This window comes from Helicobacter burdigaliensis (genome assembly GCF_003670295.1).
GTDB classification, from domain to species: Bacteria; Campylobacterota; Campylobacteria; order Campylobacterales; family Helicobacteraceae; genus Helicobacter_D; species Helicobacter_D burdigaliensis.
On sequence record NZ_QXJG01000011.1, the window covers coordinates 1 to 14,922 of the forward strand.

General features: G+C 34.2%; 11 protein-coding genes. 9 read left to right on the top strand and 2 right to left on the bottom strand.

The annotated features are described in order from the left end of the window. Positions 1–108 precede the first annotated feature (108 nt). A complete protein-coding gene (locus tag EBF09_RS05435) occupies positions 109–672 on the bottom strand; it encodes a hypothetical protein (RefSeq protein ID WP_121764123.1) in 564 nt (187 codons plus the stop codon). 55 nt (positions 673–727) lie between these two features. On the opposite strand from EBF09_RS05435, the gene EBF09_RS05440 reads away from it, so the two are divergent. Beyond that, entirely contained in the window at positions 728–3,952 is a 3,225-nt protein-coding gene (locus EBF09_RS05440) for a two-partner secretion domain-containing protein (protein ID WP_121764124.1), read from the top strand. Between the two features lie 734 nt (positions 3,953–4,686). Here EBF09_RS05440 and flgL read toward each other — a convergent pair. Then, a complete protein-coding gene (flgL, locus tag EBF09_RS05450; RefSeq protein WP_121764126.1) occupies positions 4,687–7,281 on the bottom strand; it encodes a flagellar hook-associated protein FlgL in 2,595 nt (864 codons plus the stop codon). A 148-nt stretch (positions 7,282–7,429) separates the two neighbouring features. Between flgL and aspS the strand changes: the two genes are divergently transcribed. The 8 genes from aspS to EBF09_RS05490 all read left to right on the top strand — a co-directional run bounded on the left by aspS (position 7,430) and on the right by EBF09_RS05490 (position 14,784). Beyond that, complete coding sequence (gene aspS, locus EBF09_RS05455; RefSeq protein WP_121764127.1) at positions 7,430–9,181, top strand: aspartate--tRNA ligase; 1,752 nt, start codon at positions 7,430–7,432, stop codon at positions 9,179–9,181. Between the two features lie 9 nt (positions 9,182–9,190). After that, a complete protein-coding gene (locus EBF09_RS05460) occupies positions 9,191–9,763 on the top strand; it encodes an adenylate kinase (protein ID WP_121764128.1) in 573 nt (190 codons plus the stop codon). A gap of 9 nt (positions 9,764–9,772) precedes the next feature. Continuing rightward, a complete protein-coding gene (gene ppa, locus EBF09_RS05465; RefSeq protein WP_121764129.1) occupies positions 9,773–10,291 on the top strand; it encodes an inorganic diphosphatase in 519 nt (172 codons plus the stop codon). Between the two features lie 171 nt (positions 10,292–10,462). Continuing rightward, on the top strand, positions 10,463–11,488 hold the full coding sequence (locus tag EBF09_RS05470; RefSeq protein WP_121764130.1) for a DctP family TRAP transporter solute-binding subunit: 1,026 nt from the start codon (positions 10,463–10,465) through the stop codon (positions 11,486–11,488). A gap of 54 nt (positions 11,489–11,542) precedes the next feature. Beyond that, positions 11,543–12,061 (top strand): TRAP transporter small permease, encoded by a 519-nt coding sequence (locus EBF09_RS05475; protein WP_121764172.1) that lies wholly within the window; start codon positions 11,543–11,545, stop codon positions 12,059–12,061. Between the two features lie 9 nt (positions 12,062–12,070). Next, positions 12,071–13,345, top strand: coding sequence for a TRAP transporter large permease (locus EBF09_RS05480; RefSeq protein ID WP_121764131.1), 1,275 nt, complete (start codon positions 12,071–12,073; stop codon positions 13,343–13,345). A gap of 2 nt (positions 13,346–13,347) precedes the next feature. Next, on the top strand, positions 13,348–14,100 hold the full coding sequence (locus EBF09_RS05485; RefSeq protein WP_121764132.1) for a cytochrome c biogenesis CcdA family protein: 753 nt from the start codon (positions 13,348–13,350) through the stop codon (positions 14,098–14,100). 9 nt (positions 14,101–14,109) lie between these two features. Beyond that, complete coding sequence (locus EBF09_RS05490; protein WP_121764133.1) at positions 14,110–14,784, top strand: hypothetical protein; 675 nt, start codon at positions 14,110–14,112, stop codon at positions 14,782–14,784. Positions 14,785–14,922 lie beyond the last annotated feature (138 nt).

Genomic DNA, 14,922 nt, shown 5'->3' on the forward strand with positions numbered 1-14,922 from the left:
CCCCCCCCCCCCCCCCCCCCCCCCCCCCCCCCCCCCCCCCCCCCCCCCCCCCCCCCCCCCCCCCCCCCCCCAAAATAGCCTCTCTTTATTAACCCCTTCTTTTACTTTTTATCCATACTTACATAATACACATACAAATCTTACAAACAAACTCTTATTTAATAAATTTAAAACAAACACTATAAACAATTTTAAACTATCCACTTTGTCATTGCGAGCAGTGCTTGCACTGCGTGGCAATCTAAAAAGAGCAACCAAAAAATCTAAACCATTCCTTTTTAATTTCTCTACTCTCCTAAATTCTTTATTCAAAAGTAATTCTCTTAGGCGAGAAGTGGGAGCCCTGAATTTATAAGTAAATTCTTCCCATTCACTGCCTAAGCAGTTAATCCTTTGGAAATCGCCACGAGAATTCTTTTGCAATAAAGAGTATTCCTTCCCTTTGTCATTACAAGGCTTAAAGCCCATCACTCTGTCATTGCGAGGAGCAAAGCGACGAAGCAATCTAAAAGAACAACCCTTAAATGTAAATTCTTTTAGACTGCCACGAGCTAAAGCTCTCGCACTAATCAATAACAATCTTAAAGAATCTACTAGAGGATTCTTTTCCCCATTTATGAATCCTCTACTAGATTCTTTAATTAAATAAGAAAGAATAAAAAAGAAAAACAATTTCTTTTTTAAACAAAGAATCTAAATTTGAAAGATATTTTTAAAAGGAGAATGAATGAAAACTTTAAATCTAAAGAAAAGTATTAGCATTAGCATAGTAACTTCTATACTTTTATCTAATCAATTACTCTTAGCTAATCCTAATAATATCCCTAAAGGTTCTTTACCTAATGGTGGAAAGTTTGTAGGTAATAATGGAGGGACTATTATTTCTAATGGTAATACTATGACAATTACCGGTAAAGGTAATGGAGGAAATCATGTAATAGCTTGGGGTGGAGGATTTAATATAGGTAATGGCTATCAAGTTAATTTTGAAGGAAGTGGAACAAAAGGATATTTAAATTTAGATTATTCAAAGAATCCTTCTAAAATTGCAGGAGTTTTAAATGGTAATAACCATAATATATTCTTAGTTAATCCTAGTGGAGTATTAGTAACAGAGACTGGAAGCATTAATGCTAATAGATTTGTAGCTTCTACTACTCCTGTGAGTATTGATGATATAAATACTTTTAGTGATCCTAAAACAGATTCTTTTACTTTCTCTCCTGTCTTTAAACCTTCTAAAGCTGGAGATATTATCAATAAAGGAAACATTAATGCTAATAAAGTCTTACTAATAGGAAATAATGTAAGAATAGATGGAGGAAAGCTAGGCAATGAAAATGCAAAAGCACATTTAGTGGGGAATTATATCCATTTAGATAGAAATATTAATGTAAGTCACTTACACAACAAAAAGATAGATGTAACTTCTAAAAATGCAACCTATCTCCAAAATAAAATGATAGATTTTGCTAACAATAACTATATCTTTTTAGGAGATTTAAACCATTTAATCAATGTAGTAAATTATCAAGAAACAAATGGAGAATTACATTATGGTTCTAATACTTTTAAAAAGGCAATCACTCTAGGCAATATGGGAAGTGCTAAAGAGAATGCAATAGAATGGTGGTATTTTGCTAATGGGTGGAATAATAATAAAGGGGAAACTAGGAATATTAGCGAATTTAAATTAGTGGGGGATATTGATTTTGGCGGGAAAGAAGGAAAGAATTATACAAATTATTGTCTAAGCAATGGGGAATGCACGAGTATGATTGTGGGAAAAGATTACGAAAATGCTTTCACGGCTGGCTTTGATGGACAAGGACATACGCTAAAGAATATTAATATTAAAATTAGCGAAGAGGCTACAGGGGATTATAAGCCTTTATATGCTGGGGTATTTGGAATGATTAAAGATGGAAATCTTAAAAATATTAATGTGGATTATAAAGGTGGTGGGCTGGAAGTTGTTAATTCTACAACGGGCGGTTTTGCAGGGTATGTCGTTAATGGAACTTTTACAAACATTACTTTAAAAAATATAGAAAATATTAATGCTGTATCAAATGGTGCTAATAGCAGGCAGGTTTCTGTGGGTGGTTTTGCAGGATATATTAAAGAAGGAGATTTTAGAAATATTTCTTTAAATGATAGGGGAGATATTTATGTAGACAATGACCGTGAAGCTAATATAGGCGGTTTTGCGGGGTATGTCGCCAATGGAACTTTCTCAAACATCATTCTAAATAATGCAGGAGAAATTAGAGATTATAGCTTTGGGAACTATCTAGGTGGCTTTGCAGGCAGTATTAAAAATGGAACTTTTACAAACATTGCTTTAAACGGCATGGATAGAATTTATGTTCAAGCTGCTGGTAGTGGCACATTAGTCTATTTAGGTGGCTTTGCTGGAAGAATTTATAATGGAACTTTCTCAAATATTGTTTTAAACAATATAGGAAATATTAGCGGTAGTGCATCTGGATATGGTGGTAGCGCTTATATAGGAGGTTTTTCAGGATGGATTTTAAAGGGAAACTTTGAAAATATTATTCTAAATAATAATGGAATTTTTTATGGTAATTATACATATTATCAAGGTATAGGTGGCTTTGCAGGCAAGATTGAAAATGGAAGCTTTTCAAACATTACAATGTATCTTAATGGCTGGATACGAGGGGAGAGTGCAAAATTGTTTGCAGGTAGCGGCAATAGTAATAGCTTAATATTAAATAATATCAATATCTACTATACAGACAATGTAGGAGTTTCTATCATCATGGGTTCAAGCGATTCGGTTACGGGTATCACAGCTGAAAACCTACACAACGAAACCGCCCTCAATAACAAAAAAGAAGAATTTGCAGGATATGAAAATGATAAAGGCAGAGTCTATTGGGATAAAGAATTGCAGAAGTTTGTGGTTTTGGATAAAAGTTTCACAAGTGATAATAATGGGGGTGATTCTGGCTTTAGCGATTTAAACAACGATGGCTTAAATGATGTAGATTTAGACGAACTACAAGACCACTTTGATTCTCTAGTATCTAGCTCTAATGGAGAAAGCTTGCTAGAACAAATCCTAAATGATATTCTAAATGGAAATTATAAACTAGATTTATCTATGCTAGATTTAGCAAATGTAGATGGAATAGAAGATTTAAAACTTCTATTAAAAATGAGTGAAGATTCTCCTGAATATCAATCCATAAAACAATCTATTGAATTTCTAACTTCTCTTTATAGTGATAAAGATATTAAAGAAGTTTTACAAAAATGGTATGGTAATAAACAAGAATATAAAGACTTCTTAGCAAAAGGTAAAGATATGCAAGAGAATGCAGATAAACTAAGAAAGTTTATTTCTACTTATGGAGAATCTATTAAAGCCATTAAAGGTAATGCAGATAGATTAAATTCTATTATTGCACAAATCTATGGAAAAGATGGATTAATGGAAGCCTATAAAAACCTTATACAGATAGGAGAATTAGAAGAAGCAGAAAACACAAAAAGAAAAATCCTCTCTTTATACAAGGAAGCTTTAGCATTACAAAATGGATTAGAAACAATTAAACCCATTGTAGATAAACTCCAAGTAAATATTCCTTTTGATTTAAAATTAGTCAATGGAGATAATGGAGGAACTTTCACTTTCTTAGATAGCACAAATATTAAAGAAGGAATAGCAAATATCCCTAGCATTGAAGAACCAAAATTTGATATTGAAGATAACAACACAGGAAGCAAAGAAGATCCTAAAATCAATGCACCCCTAAAAGACATTAATGCTTCTATGATAAATAAAGAAAAGATAGTCTTAGTAAAACCCGCAGAAGAAGAAAAAGAAGCTCTTGATGAAGAGAAAGGAACTCTAAATAGTAGAACTTGTGTAGTAAGTGAGAATTTTAAAACAAATAATCCTTGTATGGCTGAAAGGATTTGAAATTCGTATTGGGGACAACATTTGCAGAGATTTAATAAATTTTATGGAACTCGCAGAGGCTTACTCTAGCCTCGTTCCGCACATTGCATAGCAATTTGCCCACACTTGCAAAAAATTTATTAAAAACTCGCAAAGCTCATCCTCCACTACTGGAATTTATTATCTTATCATTCTTGCTAACTTTAATATCTTTAGCACTTTTAAAATTTAAAATGCTTTCTAATCTTATTTGTCTTTATTGCAAAAGAATTCTCGTGGCGTTTTTCAAAGGATTAAGTGCTAAAAGCAGTGAATGAGAAAAAACTGCTTGCAGTTTTAAGGGCTCTCACTTCCCGCCTAAGAGAATTACTTTTGAATAAAGAGTTCTATAAGGTATTTATTTTACACCAACAAAGGAGTGTAACTTTATATAAAAGAGGGGATTGATTTTTTCTAGGATGGTTTAATTTTTTTGGTTACTCTTTTTGGAATGCTTTATCGTTCCACTCTTTGCAATGACAGGTTGGTGGGGTAAAATCTTGCGATGACAAGAGGGGGCATAAACTTCGTAATGACAGGTGGAGGCGTTTGGTTATTTTTTAGATTTGCACTGCACTTTGCTTGTTCCAAAGGATTGGTTGCTTTGGCAACAGATGGATAACTCTAGCATACCCTTATTAGATTTTCAAAATTATTAAATATGAATTTAAATATTACTCTAGTGGGATTTTTGGGATAAGCCCCTTTAAAAGGGCTTATAAATAATTTACAAGTGAGAGTTGAGAGATCTTACCTACGGTTGAAAGCATAGATTGGTAGTTCATAGTGAGTGTTGAGAATTGCAACCAGTTTTCTGCCAAGTCTGTGTCAATAGTTTCAGAACGCAAAGTTTTAGTTTGCACGATTAGCATTTCTGTGCGTTCAATGGAGTATTCAAAAGAATTTCCTTGAGAACCATTTTTAGTATGCACCTTATTAACATGATCGGCTAAATGATCAAACATTAAAAGAGCATTTTGAATCCCTGGATTTCTCATACTATCATCATATTCACTGCTTCCACCAGGTCTATATGTGCCATCTTCTAGGGCTTGTATGATTTGATCAATTTGTTTGAAGAAATTTACATGAGGATCATCTGCTACGATTGCATTGTTTGCTTGGAAAGTAAGGGCAGGGTGGTTTGTAGTATTTACCCTACCATTTGCATCAAGAGCAAAATTGCTACTTTCATCATCATAAAGTGTAAATTCCATTCTTGAAGGAGAACGATTTAAGTCTTTTATTTCCATTTGTCCATCCATATTTAAAGAAAAAGATACATTATTTTTAGATTGGCTAATCATATTTTCATAAGCTGCTTTGACAGCAGGGTTGTTAAAATCCGCTCCACCTGCACCATTGTTTGTAATGGCTTGTAAATCCCCTGGATTTGTGTTGGAGAGATTCATAACCATTCCTAAAGTGTCAAAGAGTTGTTGATAGGTTACATCATCTGCAGGAGTTGGCTCTCCTGCTACTTGTGGTGGATTGCCATTTGGATTTAAGATAGGGATTTCAACTCCGCCGATATTTACTCCATTCATAGTGGCAGGACTATCAATGATTAGCACACTTCCACCATCTCTAAATTCTATTCTACCATTGATTGGCACACCATTTACATCTTTGAGTTCAAAATTATAAGTATGTCCATCTAAGCTTCCACCCGCCACTTCTGAAAGTTTTGTAGAGTTTGTTGCATATTCATTGCTACCGCGGATGATTTGAGAAACATTGGAGCTTAGAGTGGAGCCATCTTTGCTAAAGGCTGCTCTGTCATATTCTACACTATAATCATTTCTAAAGCCATTTACAGGATTTCCTCCTCTATCTTGTGCTTGGATATTGATTACAAGAGAGCTTTCGCCTGTGAAAGGCAAATTAGCTTCATCTTGATCGGCTGGATCTTTTTTGGAAACATTTTTATCAATGACTTGAATCTTGCCATCGCTAAATTCCACATCCACATCGCCATAGACATTCTTAATCTCATCCATTAAATCTTGCACGGTGGTATTAGGACCGATATTAAAAGTAGTAGGACCTACTGCGCCCCCTGGTGTGTCAGGAGCAGTGTTTGCAGCATTACCTCCCAAAACAAGGCTTGTTACACCCTCTGGGAAAATATCAGTTAGTTTTGTGCTAGTTTTTGCGATTTGATTATCATGTGTTCTAAAAGTAGTTGGGATTGTATGGATTCTATGATCATTATAATCTTCCACAGAAGTGATACTATCGCTTGAAAAACTCCCTAAAAATGGGCTTTGCACATAGGTATTGACTTTTGCACCACTTTTGATTAGCTCATCCATATCAGCTACCCCTACACCATCTGGATTATTAGGATCTTGGTAGTTGCTTGAAACCATGTGGAATTCAATGTTTGATCTTCCACCGCTTAAATCTTTAATCTCAATTTCTCCCCACTCATTTAAAGTAACATCTACGACTTTTGTGGTTTCTGTATTGCCAAATTCGCGTCCGATTCTATCTAATAAATCTTGCACTTTAGAATCTGTCCCCATTTCAAACTTAGCTTTAAAAGGCGTTCCATCTGCTTTTCTTCCACTAATGTAAAAGACTTCATTAGGATCATTTGTTGGATCGCTATCATTATCGCCTACCATATCGCGAATGGAATCTTCAGCTTTTAGATAAACTTCCTCTCCTTGTCCTGTTTCATGGTTTGGATCCATAATTTCTGGGTGGAGTTTGCTTTGATTGAATTTTGGGACATTGGTTGAAATAACGCGATTAGTATCATTATCACTCCCAAAAAATAATTCATATCCACTAATATTATAAGGAAGTGAATTATTAGAGCCTAAAAGTGCATTTAAAGTCCCATTGTTGCCATTATAAGAACCATCGGGATTAAAAGGTTTGTTAGTTGTGGCAGTCCCACCAAAGAGATATTCACCTCCCACAGAAGTATTTGCAATGGATAAAAAGTGATCTCTCATTGCCTTTAAGTCTTTAGCAATCGCAAGTCTTGAAGTTTCATTGTGAATATCATTGGCTCCTTGGACTAACTTAGTTTTAAAATTATCCATAGTTTTTGTAAGCTCTTGCAATGCTGTATCGGTGTTTTTTGTAAAAGTATAGGCATTATTAGCAATATCTTTACTTTGATTTAGCATGGTAAGATTATAGTCTAATGACAAAGTTTTGTTAAAAATGCTTGTGCCTTGATAACCATATTGGATTTGTAAACCACTCATACGCTGCATTACTAAGTCTAGTTGTTGTTCTAGACGATTTTGGCGGTATGAGATGGAATTGTAAGTTGAACCTGAACCTATTCTCATTACATTGTCCTTAGAAAATAAATTTTATTTTGTTAAAAAACAAGCAAATATTATTCCAAGTAATAAAATATGTAAGATTAAAGTTGTATTCTAATATTTTTTGCTACAATCACAAATTATTTTTTTACTAAAGCTAGGAGTAAATATCGTGAGAACCCATTATTGTGCAGAGATTAATGAGCAAAATATCGGGCAGGAAGTGAGTTTGTGTGGGTGGTGTAACACCTATAGAGATCATGGTGGAATTATTTTTATAGATTTGCGTGATAGAAGCGGACTTATTCAGCTTGTATTTGATCCAAAAGATTTTGAAACTTCGCATAAAATCGCTTCTGAAGTTAGAGATGAATATGTACTAATCGCTAAAGGAAAGGTGAGAAAAAGAGGCGAGGGGCTAGAAAATCCAAAGCTAAAAACTGGAAAAATAGAAGTTTTAGTAAGTGAGCTAGTTATAGAAAATAAAAGTTTAACTCCTCCTATTGCTGTGGGCGATGAGAGTGTGGGCGAAGATGTGAGATTAAAATACCGCTATTTGGACTTAAGAAATCCAAGATTACAAGAGATTTTTATCACGCGTTCCAAAGTGGCACAAGCTACAAGAAATACGCTAAGCAATTTAGGATTCTTAGAAGTAGAAACTCCTATTTTAACCAAAGCCACACCTGAGGGAGCTAGGGATTATCTAGTGCCAAGTAGGGTGCATCATGGTGAGTTTTACGCACTTCCTCAAAGTCCGCAACTTTTTAAGCAGCTCTTAATGGTGAGTGGATTTGATAGATATTTTCAGATTGCAAAATGCTTTAGAGATGAAGATTTGAGGCTTGATAGACAGCCTGAATTTACTCAAATTGATATTGAAATGAGCTTTGTAGAGCAAAAAGATGTAATGGCAGTAGCTGAAGAGGTGGTAAAATCTATCTTTGGTGCTTGTAGTATAGAAGTAAATGCTCCATTCCCACATTATACATATAGCGAAGTAATGGAAAGCTATGGAAGTGATAAACCAGATTTACGCTATGAACTGCCACTTGTTGAAGTATCGGATTTATTTGTGGATTCTTCTAATGAAATATTTGCTTCTATTGCAAAAGATTCTAAGAAAAATAGATTTAAAGCTTTGTGTGTCAAGGGTGGGGATAACTTCTTTAGCCGAAAGACTTTAGGAGAAGCAGAAGAGTTTGTAAGGAAGTTTGGTGCTAAAGGACTTGCATATATTCAGCTAAAAGAAGAAGGTGCTAAAGGACCGCTTGTTAAATTTATAAGTGAAGATAAGTTAAAAGTATTACTAGATAGAGTGGGTGCGAGTGTGGGTGATATTATCTTCTTTGGTGCTGGGGCTAAAAAAGTCGTATGGGATTATATGGGAAGACTACGCCAAAAAATCGCTAGCGATATGGGAATGATTGATGAGAATATGTATAAATTCTTATGGGTTGTGGATTTTCCTATGTTTGAGAGAAATGATGATGGAAGCATCTCTGCATTGCACCACCCCTTTACAATGCCAAAAAATATAGATGCAGAGGATATTGAAGAGATTAACTCTGTGGCGTATGATATTGTGTTAAATGGATTTGAAATTGGCGGAGGAAGTATTAGGATTCATAAACAAGATATTCAAAGCAAAGTATTTAGCCTTCTTGGAATTAGCAAAGAAGAAGCAGAAGATAAGTTTAGCTTCCTCTTAGAAGCATTGCAATTTGGTGCACCACCTCATGGGGGAATCGCATTTGGATTAGATAGAATTATTATGCTTTTAACAAAGGCAAATTCTATTAGAGATGTAATTGCATTCCCTAAAACGCAAAAAGCGACTTGTCCGCTAACTTCTGCACCAAGTGCTGCAGGAGAGGAGCAATTAAGAGAATTGCATATTAAAGTTAGAGAAACAAAAAAATAAGGAGAATAAATGAAAAAATTATTTTTAGTTATCGGAGCGCCCGGAAGCGGGAAGACAACTGATGCGGAGATTATTAGTAAAAATAATGCAGAATCTATGGTGCATTACTCCACAGGGGAGCTTCTAAGAGCAGAAGTTGCAAGTGGTAGTGAGCAAGGAAAGCTGATTGAAAGCTTCACAAGTAAGGGGAATTTAGTGCCTTTAGAAATTGTAGTTAAGACGATTGTAGATGCGATTTCTAATGCTCCAAAAGATGTGGTGCTTATTGATGGTTATCCAAGAAGTGTTGAGCAAATGCTAGAGCTTGATAAGATTTTAGAATCTAAGAGCGATATTAGCCTTGCTTCTGTGATTGAAGTTGAGGTTAGCAAAGAAGTGGCATGTGATAGGGTGCTAGGACGCGCTAGGGGTGCTGATGATAATGTAGAAGTGTTTAACAATAGAATGAATGTATTTTTAGAGCCATTAAAAGATATACAAGATTTTTACAATAAAAAGGGAATCTTGCATAAAATTAATGGTGAAAGAACTATTGAAGAGATAGTAAGCGAAATGGAAAGCTTTATAAAAAGTAAAATTTAAGGAGAAAAAATGGATTTAAGTAAAATTGAAGTAGGAGAGAATCCTAGTAAGCTAAATGTTGTGATTGAGATTCCTTATGGGAGCAATATAAAGTATGAAATCGATAAAGAGAGTGGTGTAGTTGTAGTAGATAGAGTAATGTATAGTGCGATGTTTTATCCTGCAAATTATGGTTTTGTGCCTAATACTCTAAGCGATGATGGTGATCCTGCTGATGTGCTTGTGATTAATGAATATCCTTTGCAAGCGGGGAGCGTTATAAAGGCTAGATTGATTGGTGTTTTAATCATGGAAGATGAAAGTGGAATGGATGAAAAACTAATTGCTGTGCCTATTTCTAAGATTGATCCTAGATATGACAATATTAAAAGCCTAGAAGATTTACCAAAAATCACACTGGATAGAATCAAAAACTTCTTTGAAACCTATAAAATGCTAGAGCCTAATAAATGGGTTAAAGTTAAAGAATATAAAGATTTAGACGCTGCTAAAGTAATCTTAGATAAGGCAATTGCTAACTATAAATAAAATTTAAATATGTAAAAAAGTTTCAAAAAGTAATCCTTAGCTTACTTTTTGTATTACTTTTTTACATTTATTTTTCTAATATAAGATTTTTTAATTTTGATTGTTGAAAAAATTTGTAAAATAAAACTACTCTTAGATTTTTAAGAGAGTGTTTATTTTTAAGGAGAGAAAATGAAAAAGTTATTGTTAGCTTCCCTATTTGCAGCATTTGCACTTGTGGGTTGTGGAAGTGAAAAAGGAAGCGAAAATGCAGGGGCTAAGGCAGATCCTAATAAAACTTATGAGATTAAGTTTGCACATGTTGTGAGTGCAAATACTCCAAAAGGAAAAGCAGCGGACTTTTTTGCAAAAAGAGTAGAAGAGTTAAGCGGTGGCAAGATTAAAGTGCATGTGTATCCTTCTGCACAGCTTGTAGATGATGATAAAGTTTTTCAAGAGCTAAAGAGAAACAATGTGCAAATGGCAGCACCTAGCTTTTCAAAATTTACGCCTTTTGCAAAAGAATATAATTTATGGGACATTCCTTTTATTTTTAGGGATACAGAGCATTTACATAAAGTAATGGATGGAGAAGTAGGGCAAATCCTAAAAGATGTAGTATCTAAAAAAGGATTTATTGCATTAGATTATTGGGATGCAGGATTTAAGCAATTTAGCACAAATAAAAAACCTATTGTAAATCCAGAGGATGCTAAGGGACAAAAAATGAGAATTATGAGTTCTAAAGTGCTAGAAGAGCAAACTAAAGCAATTAAAGCTATTCCTCAAGTATTACCATTTGGTGAAGTTTATTCAGCACTTCAAACAGGTGTTGTAGATGCAGCTGAAAATCCACTCTCAAACCTTTATAATTCAAAATTCTATGAAGTGCAAAGCTCTATTACTATGTCAAATCACGGATATCTAGGATATTTAGTAGTAGTGAGTGATAAATTTTGGCAAAGTTTGCCACAAGATTTACAAGAAGTGGTTAAAACAGCTATGAAAGAAGCTACTGCATATGAAAGAGAAGAAAGTGCTAAAGAAGAAGCAATGCTTTTAGATAAACTAAAAACAGACGATAAAACAGGCACAAAAATCTATGAGCTAACAGAAGAACAAAAGAAAGCTTGGCAAGATGTGATGATTGCTATCTATCCAAAATTCTATGATATTGTTAGCAAAGAATTGATTGAGAAAACTATTAATACAAAATAATCAAGTGAGGTTAAGGTGAATTTCTTTAAAGTTTTAGATATTCTTATTGCAGGAATGAATAAGAATGTCGCTGTAATTGGTATGGCTTTAGGTATTGTAATCACTGCACTCAATGTGGGAGTGAGATATATTGCAGGATTTTTTCCTGAAATTGGCTCGCTCACATGGGCAGAGGAGGTTGCTAGATACTGCTTTTTGTGGTCGGCTTTTTTTGGAGCAGCTTATGGTTTTAGAAAAGGAGTGCATATAGCAGTTACCATGCTAATTGAGAAATTCCCTCACAAATTTGCTAAAGTTTGTGTGATAGGAAGCCATGTATTAAGTTCTGTCTTTTTAGGTTTTATGTTTTATGCAAGTTTGAAAGTATGTCTTTTAAATTATGAAATGGGGTATATGAGTGAAGCATTGCATAATGTGCCATTATGGGTATTTTTGCTTTGTTTGCCTATTGCGTTTTTAGGTGCTACTTATCGGAGCTTAGAAAAGATTTATGAGGTATCCAAACTTCCAGCAGATAAGGTAGTTAAAAGCGCAGAAGATGAGATGATACACGATTCAGTAATAAAAGACTAGGGTGGAAAAATGAGTGTTGCATTTTTGTTGATTGTTTTATTTGGTTTATTGTTGCTTGGGGTGCCGGTTGCTATTTCCTTAGGAGTGAGTGCGGTTGCTACGATGTTGCTTTTTAGCTCCTATGATATTTTGGGTGTGCCTGAGATTATGTTAAATGGATTGAAGCCTGCATTGATGGCTATTCCTATGTTTATCTTAGCTGGATCTTTAATGAGTAAAGGAAGCAGTGCGCAAAGAATTGTAGATTTTGCCAAAAGTATTGTAGGGCATTTACCCGGTGGGCTTCCTATGAGTGCAATTTTAGCTTGTATTATTTTTGCAGCTGTTAGTGGTAGCTCTCCTGCTACGGTTGTTGCGATTGGTTCTGTTATGTTTGTAGCATTAAAACAAGCAGGATATCCTAATAGCTATTCAGTGGGTGCAATTACTTCAGCAGGAAGCCTTGGGATTTTAATTCCGCCTTCTGTGGTTATGATTGTCTATGGAGTAACTGCGGAAGTTTCTATTGAGAAGCTTTTTATTGCTGGGGTGATACCTGGATTGCTAGTGGGTGGAATGATGATGCTTTATGCCTATGTAGGTGCAAAAAGACTAGGTTTTAAATCTGCTAAACCCGCAAGTTTAAAAGAAAGATGGTTAAAATTTAAGGAAGCATTTTGGGCGCTTTTAATCGTGTTTGTGGTAATTGGTGGGATTTATGCAGGGATTTTTACCGCCACAGAAGCTGCTGGGATTAGTGCGGTGTATGCTTTTATAGTTTCTGTTTTTGTATATAGAGATATTAAGATTAAAGATCTTTATAATGTCTTTTTAGATGCTGCAATTACTACTGCGATGATTTTCTTTATCATTGGTTTTGCAGTTGTTTTTGCACATTTTTTAACAAGTGAGCGAATCCCACATATGGTTGCTGAATATCTAGTAAGTATTGATATGAGCTGGTGGGTATTTTTAATTTTAGTGAATGTGATTTTATTTATTATGGGGCAATTTATGGAGCCTAGCTCGGTTGTTATGATTATGACCCCTTTACTTTTGCCTATTGCTTTACAGCTTGGAATTGATCCTATCCATTTTGGGATTGTGATGATTGTAAATATGGAGCTTGGTATGCTAACGCCTCCTGTTGGGCTTAATCTCTTTGTGGCAAGCTCCCTTACAGGGCTTAGCTTAAAAGATGTAACACTCTCAATCGTTCCTTGGCTTTGTGTGCTTTTAGTAGGGCTAGCACTTATTACTTACATACCAAGTATTTCTTTATGGTTGCCTAGTCTTTTAGGATAGATATGGAAGAATCTCTACTAGTTTTTTTTGATAAAGCACCTTTAATAGTTAGCTTGCTAGCTGGGATTCTTACCTTTCTTAGCCCTTGTATTTTGCCACTTATCCCTGCTTATCTTTCCTATATTTCTGAAATTTCTTTAAGTGAATTAAAAAGTAACACAAAGATTAATTTTGCTACAAGAATAATCATTTTAAGAAGTGCATTCTTTTTTGTGCTAGGGCTTGGGATTGTTTTTGTGGTGCTAGGGGCGATTAGTGCTAGAATTTTAAGTGGAGGGATTTTGCTTAGTCCTTATGTTGCATATATTGCAGGGGGGATTTTGATTGTTTTTGGATTGCATACTATGGGGATTATTCAGATTCCTTTTTTAAATTACCAAAAGACTTTCACGATTAAAGGAGTGCAGAAATTTACCTTTATGCGAGATTTTTTTACTCCTTTTTTGCTAGGTGTTAGCTTTTCTTTGGGCTGGACGCCTTGTGTAGGACCGATTTTAGCGGGTATTACCTCTTTGGCGAGTTTAGAAGCAGAGAGGGGAATAATGCTTATGATTATCTATACTTTAGGACTTAGCATTCCCTTTTTGCTGTGCGCTTTACTTATTGGTTCTAGTTTGGCTTTTTTAAATAAGATTAAAGCTTATTTTAAATGGATTGAGTGGATTGCAGGGGGGCTTTTGATTTTAATAGGTATCTTAGTAGCTAGTGGAGGGATAAGTGAGGTTTCAGGGTTTTTAATAAAGATGTATTCATAAGGCTTTACAATGGAATTTGATACAGAAAATTTGCCTTGTTTGCAAAAATATGTAGATTTATTCTCAAAAGAAAGGCTTATATCTTATAATAATGAAATTGCAAAACATTATGAGAATCTTAAACTCATAGGGAAAATCACGCCCAAAATTGCTACGCTAGAAATTATCCTTAGAAATAAGCTTGATGTTAAAATGTTAGAAAAAGATAGCGAATGGATAAAAAACTCTAATGATGAGAAGATTAAAAGCATAAAAGAAGAAATTAATAGAAAGGAAAAAGATAGATTTTTATCCCACTATCAATATCTTTCTCGTATGAGTTTGGGAAATATTATTTATCTGATTAGGATAAATAAGCTACAAAATTCTATAATGGATTTAAAAAATATTGATTTTAGAAATTATGGACAATACAATAGGAATTTCTTTTTAAAGAATGGAAATAAGTTACGCTTTAGAAATATACATAAAGTAGATATAGCTCTTAGTCTTTTGCAAAATTTAAGAAATAGAAGTTATCATTGGGAAAATATTTTAAAAATTACAAAAAAAGATGGTAAAGATTATCCAAGATTGACAACAAACTTTGACAATACTTATATAGGTGTTAATCCTAGCAAAATAGAATTGTTTTTAGAAGATTTAATTAAAGTATTTGATGAAGAGATTTTGGAATATTGTTAAAAAGTGGGCTACAAGGAAGCCCTCGAATTTCGCTAAAATTATAATGAATAAAATATTAACATAAGCTAAATAAATTACTAAATTTTTAAAAAATTAGCAAATAGAGTAAATTTAGCAATTTATAGGTTTTTTGGAGGA

What these genes read in the sequence shown, in the direction of transcription:
- EBF09_RS05440 (WP_121764124.1), top strand. Translation starts at nt 728, where the DNA reads ATGAAAACTTTAAATCTAAAGAAAAGTATTAGCATTAGCATAGTAACT.
- flgL (WP_121764126.1), bottom strand. Translation starts at nt 7,281, where the DNA reads ATGAGAATAGGTTCAGGTTCAACTTACAATTCCATCTCATACCGCCAA.
- EBF09_RS05460 (WP_121764128.1), top strand. Translation starts at nt 9,191, where the DNA reads ATGAAAAAATTATTTTTAGTTATCGGAGCGCCCGGAAGCGGGAAGACA.
- ppa (WP_121764129.1), top strand. Translation starts at nt 9,773, where the DNA reads ATGGATTTAAGTAAAATTGAAGTAGGAGAGAATCCTAGTAAGCTAAAT.
- EBF09_RS05470 (WP_121764130.1), top strand. Translation starts at nt 10,463, where the DNA reads ATGAAAAAGTTATTGTTAGCTTCCCTATTTGCAGCATTTGCACTTGTG.
- EBF09_RS05475 (WP_121764172.1), top strand. Translation starts at nt 11,543, where the DNA reads ATGAATAAGAATGTCGCTGTAATTGGTATGGCTTTAGGTATTGTAATC.
- EBF09_RS05480 (WP_121764131.1), top strand. Translation starts at nt 12,071, where the DNA reads ATGAGTGTTGCATTTTTGTTGATTGTTTTATTTGGTTTATTGTTGCTT.
- EBF09_RS05485 (WP_121764132.1), top strand. Translation starts at nt 13,348, where the DNA reads ATGGAAGAATCTCTACTAGTTTTTTTTGATAAAGCACCTTTAATAGTT.
- EBF09_RS05490 (WP_121764133.1), top strand. Translation starts at nt 14,110, where the DNA reads ATGGAATTTGATACAGAAAATTTGCCTTGTTTGCAAAAATATGTAGAT.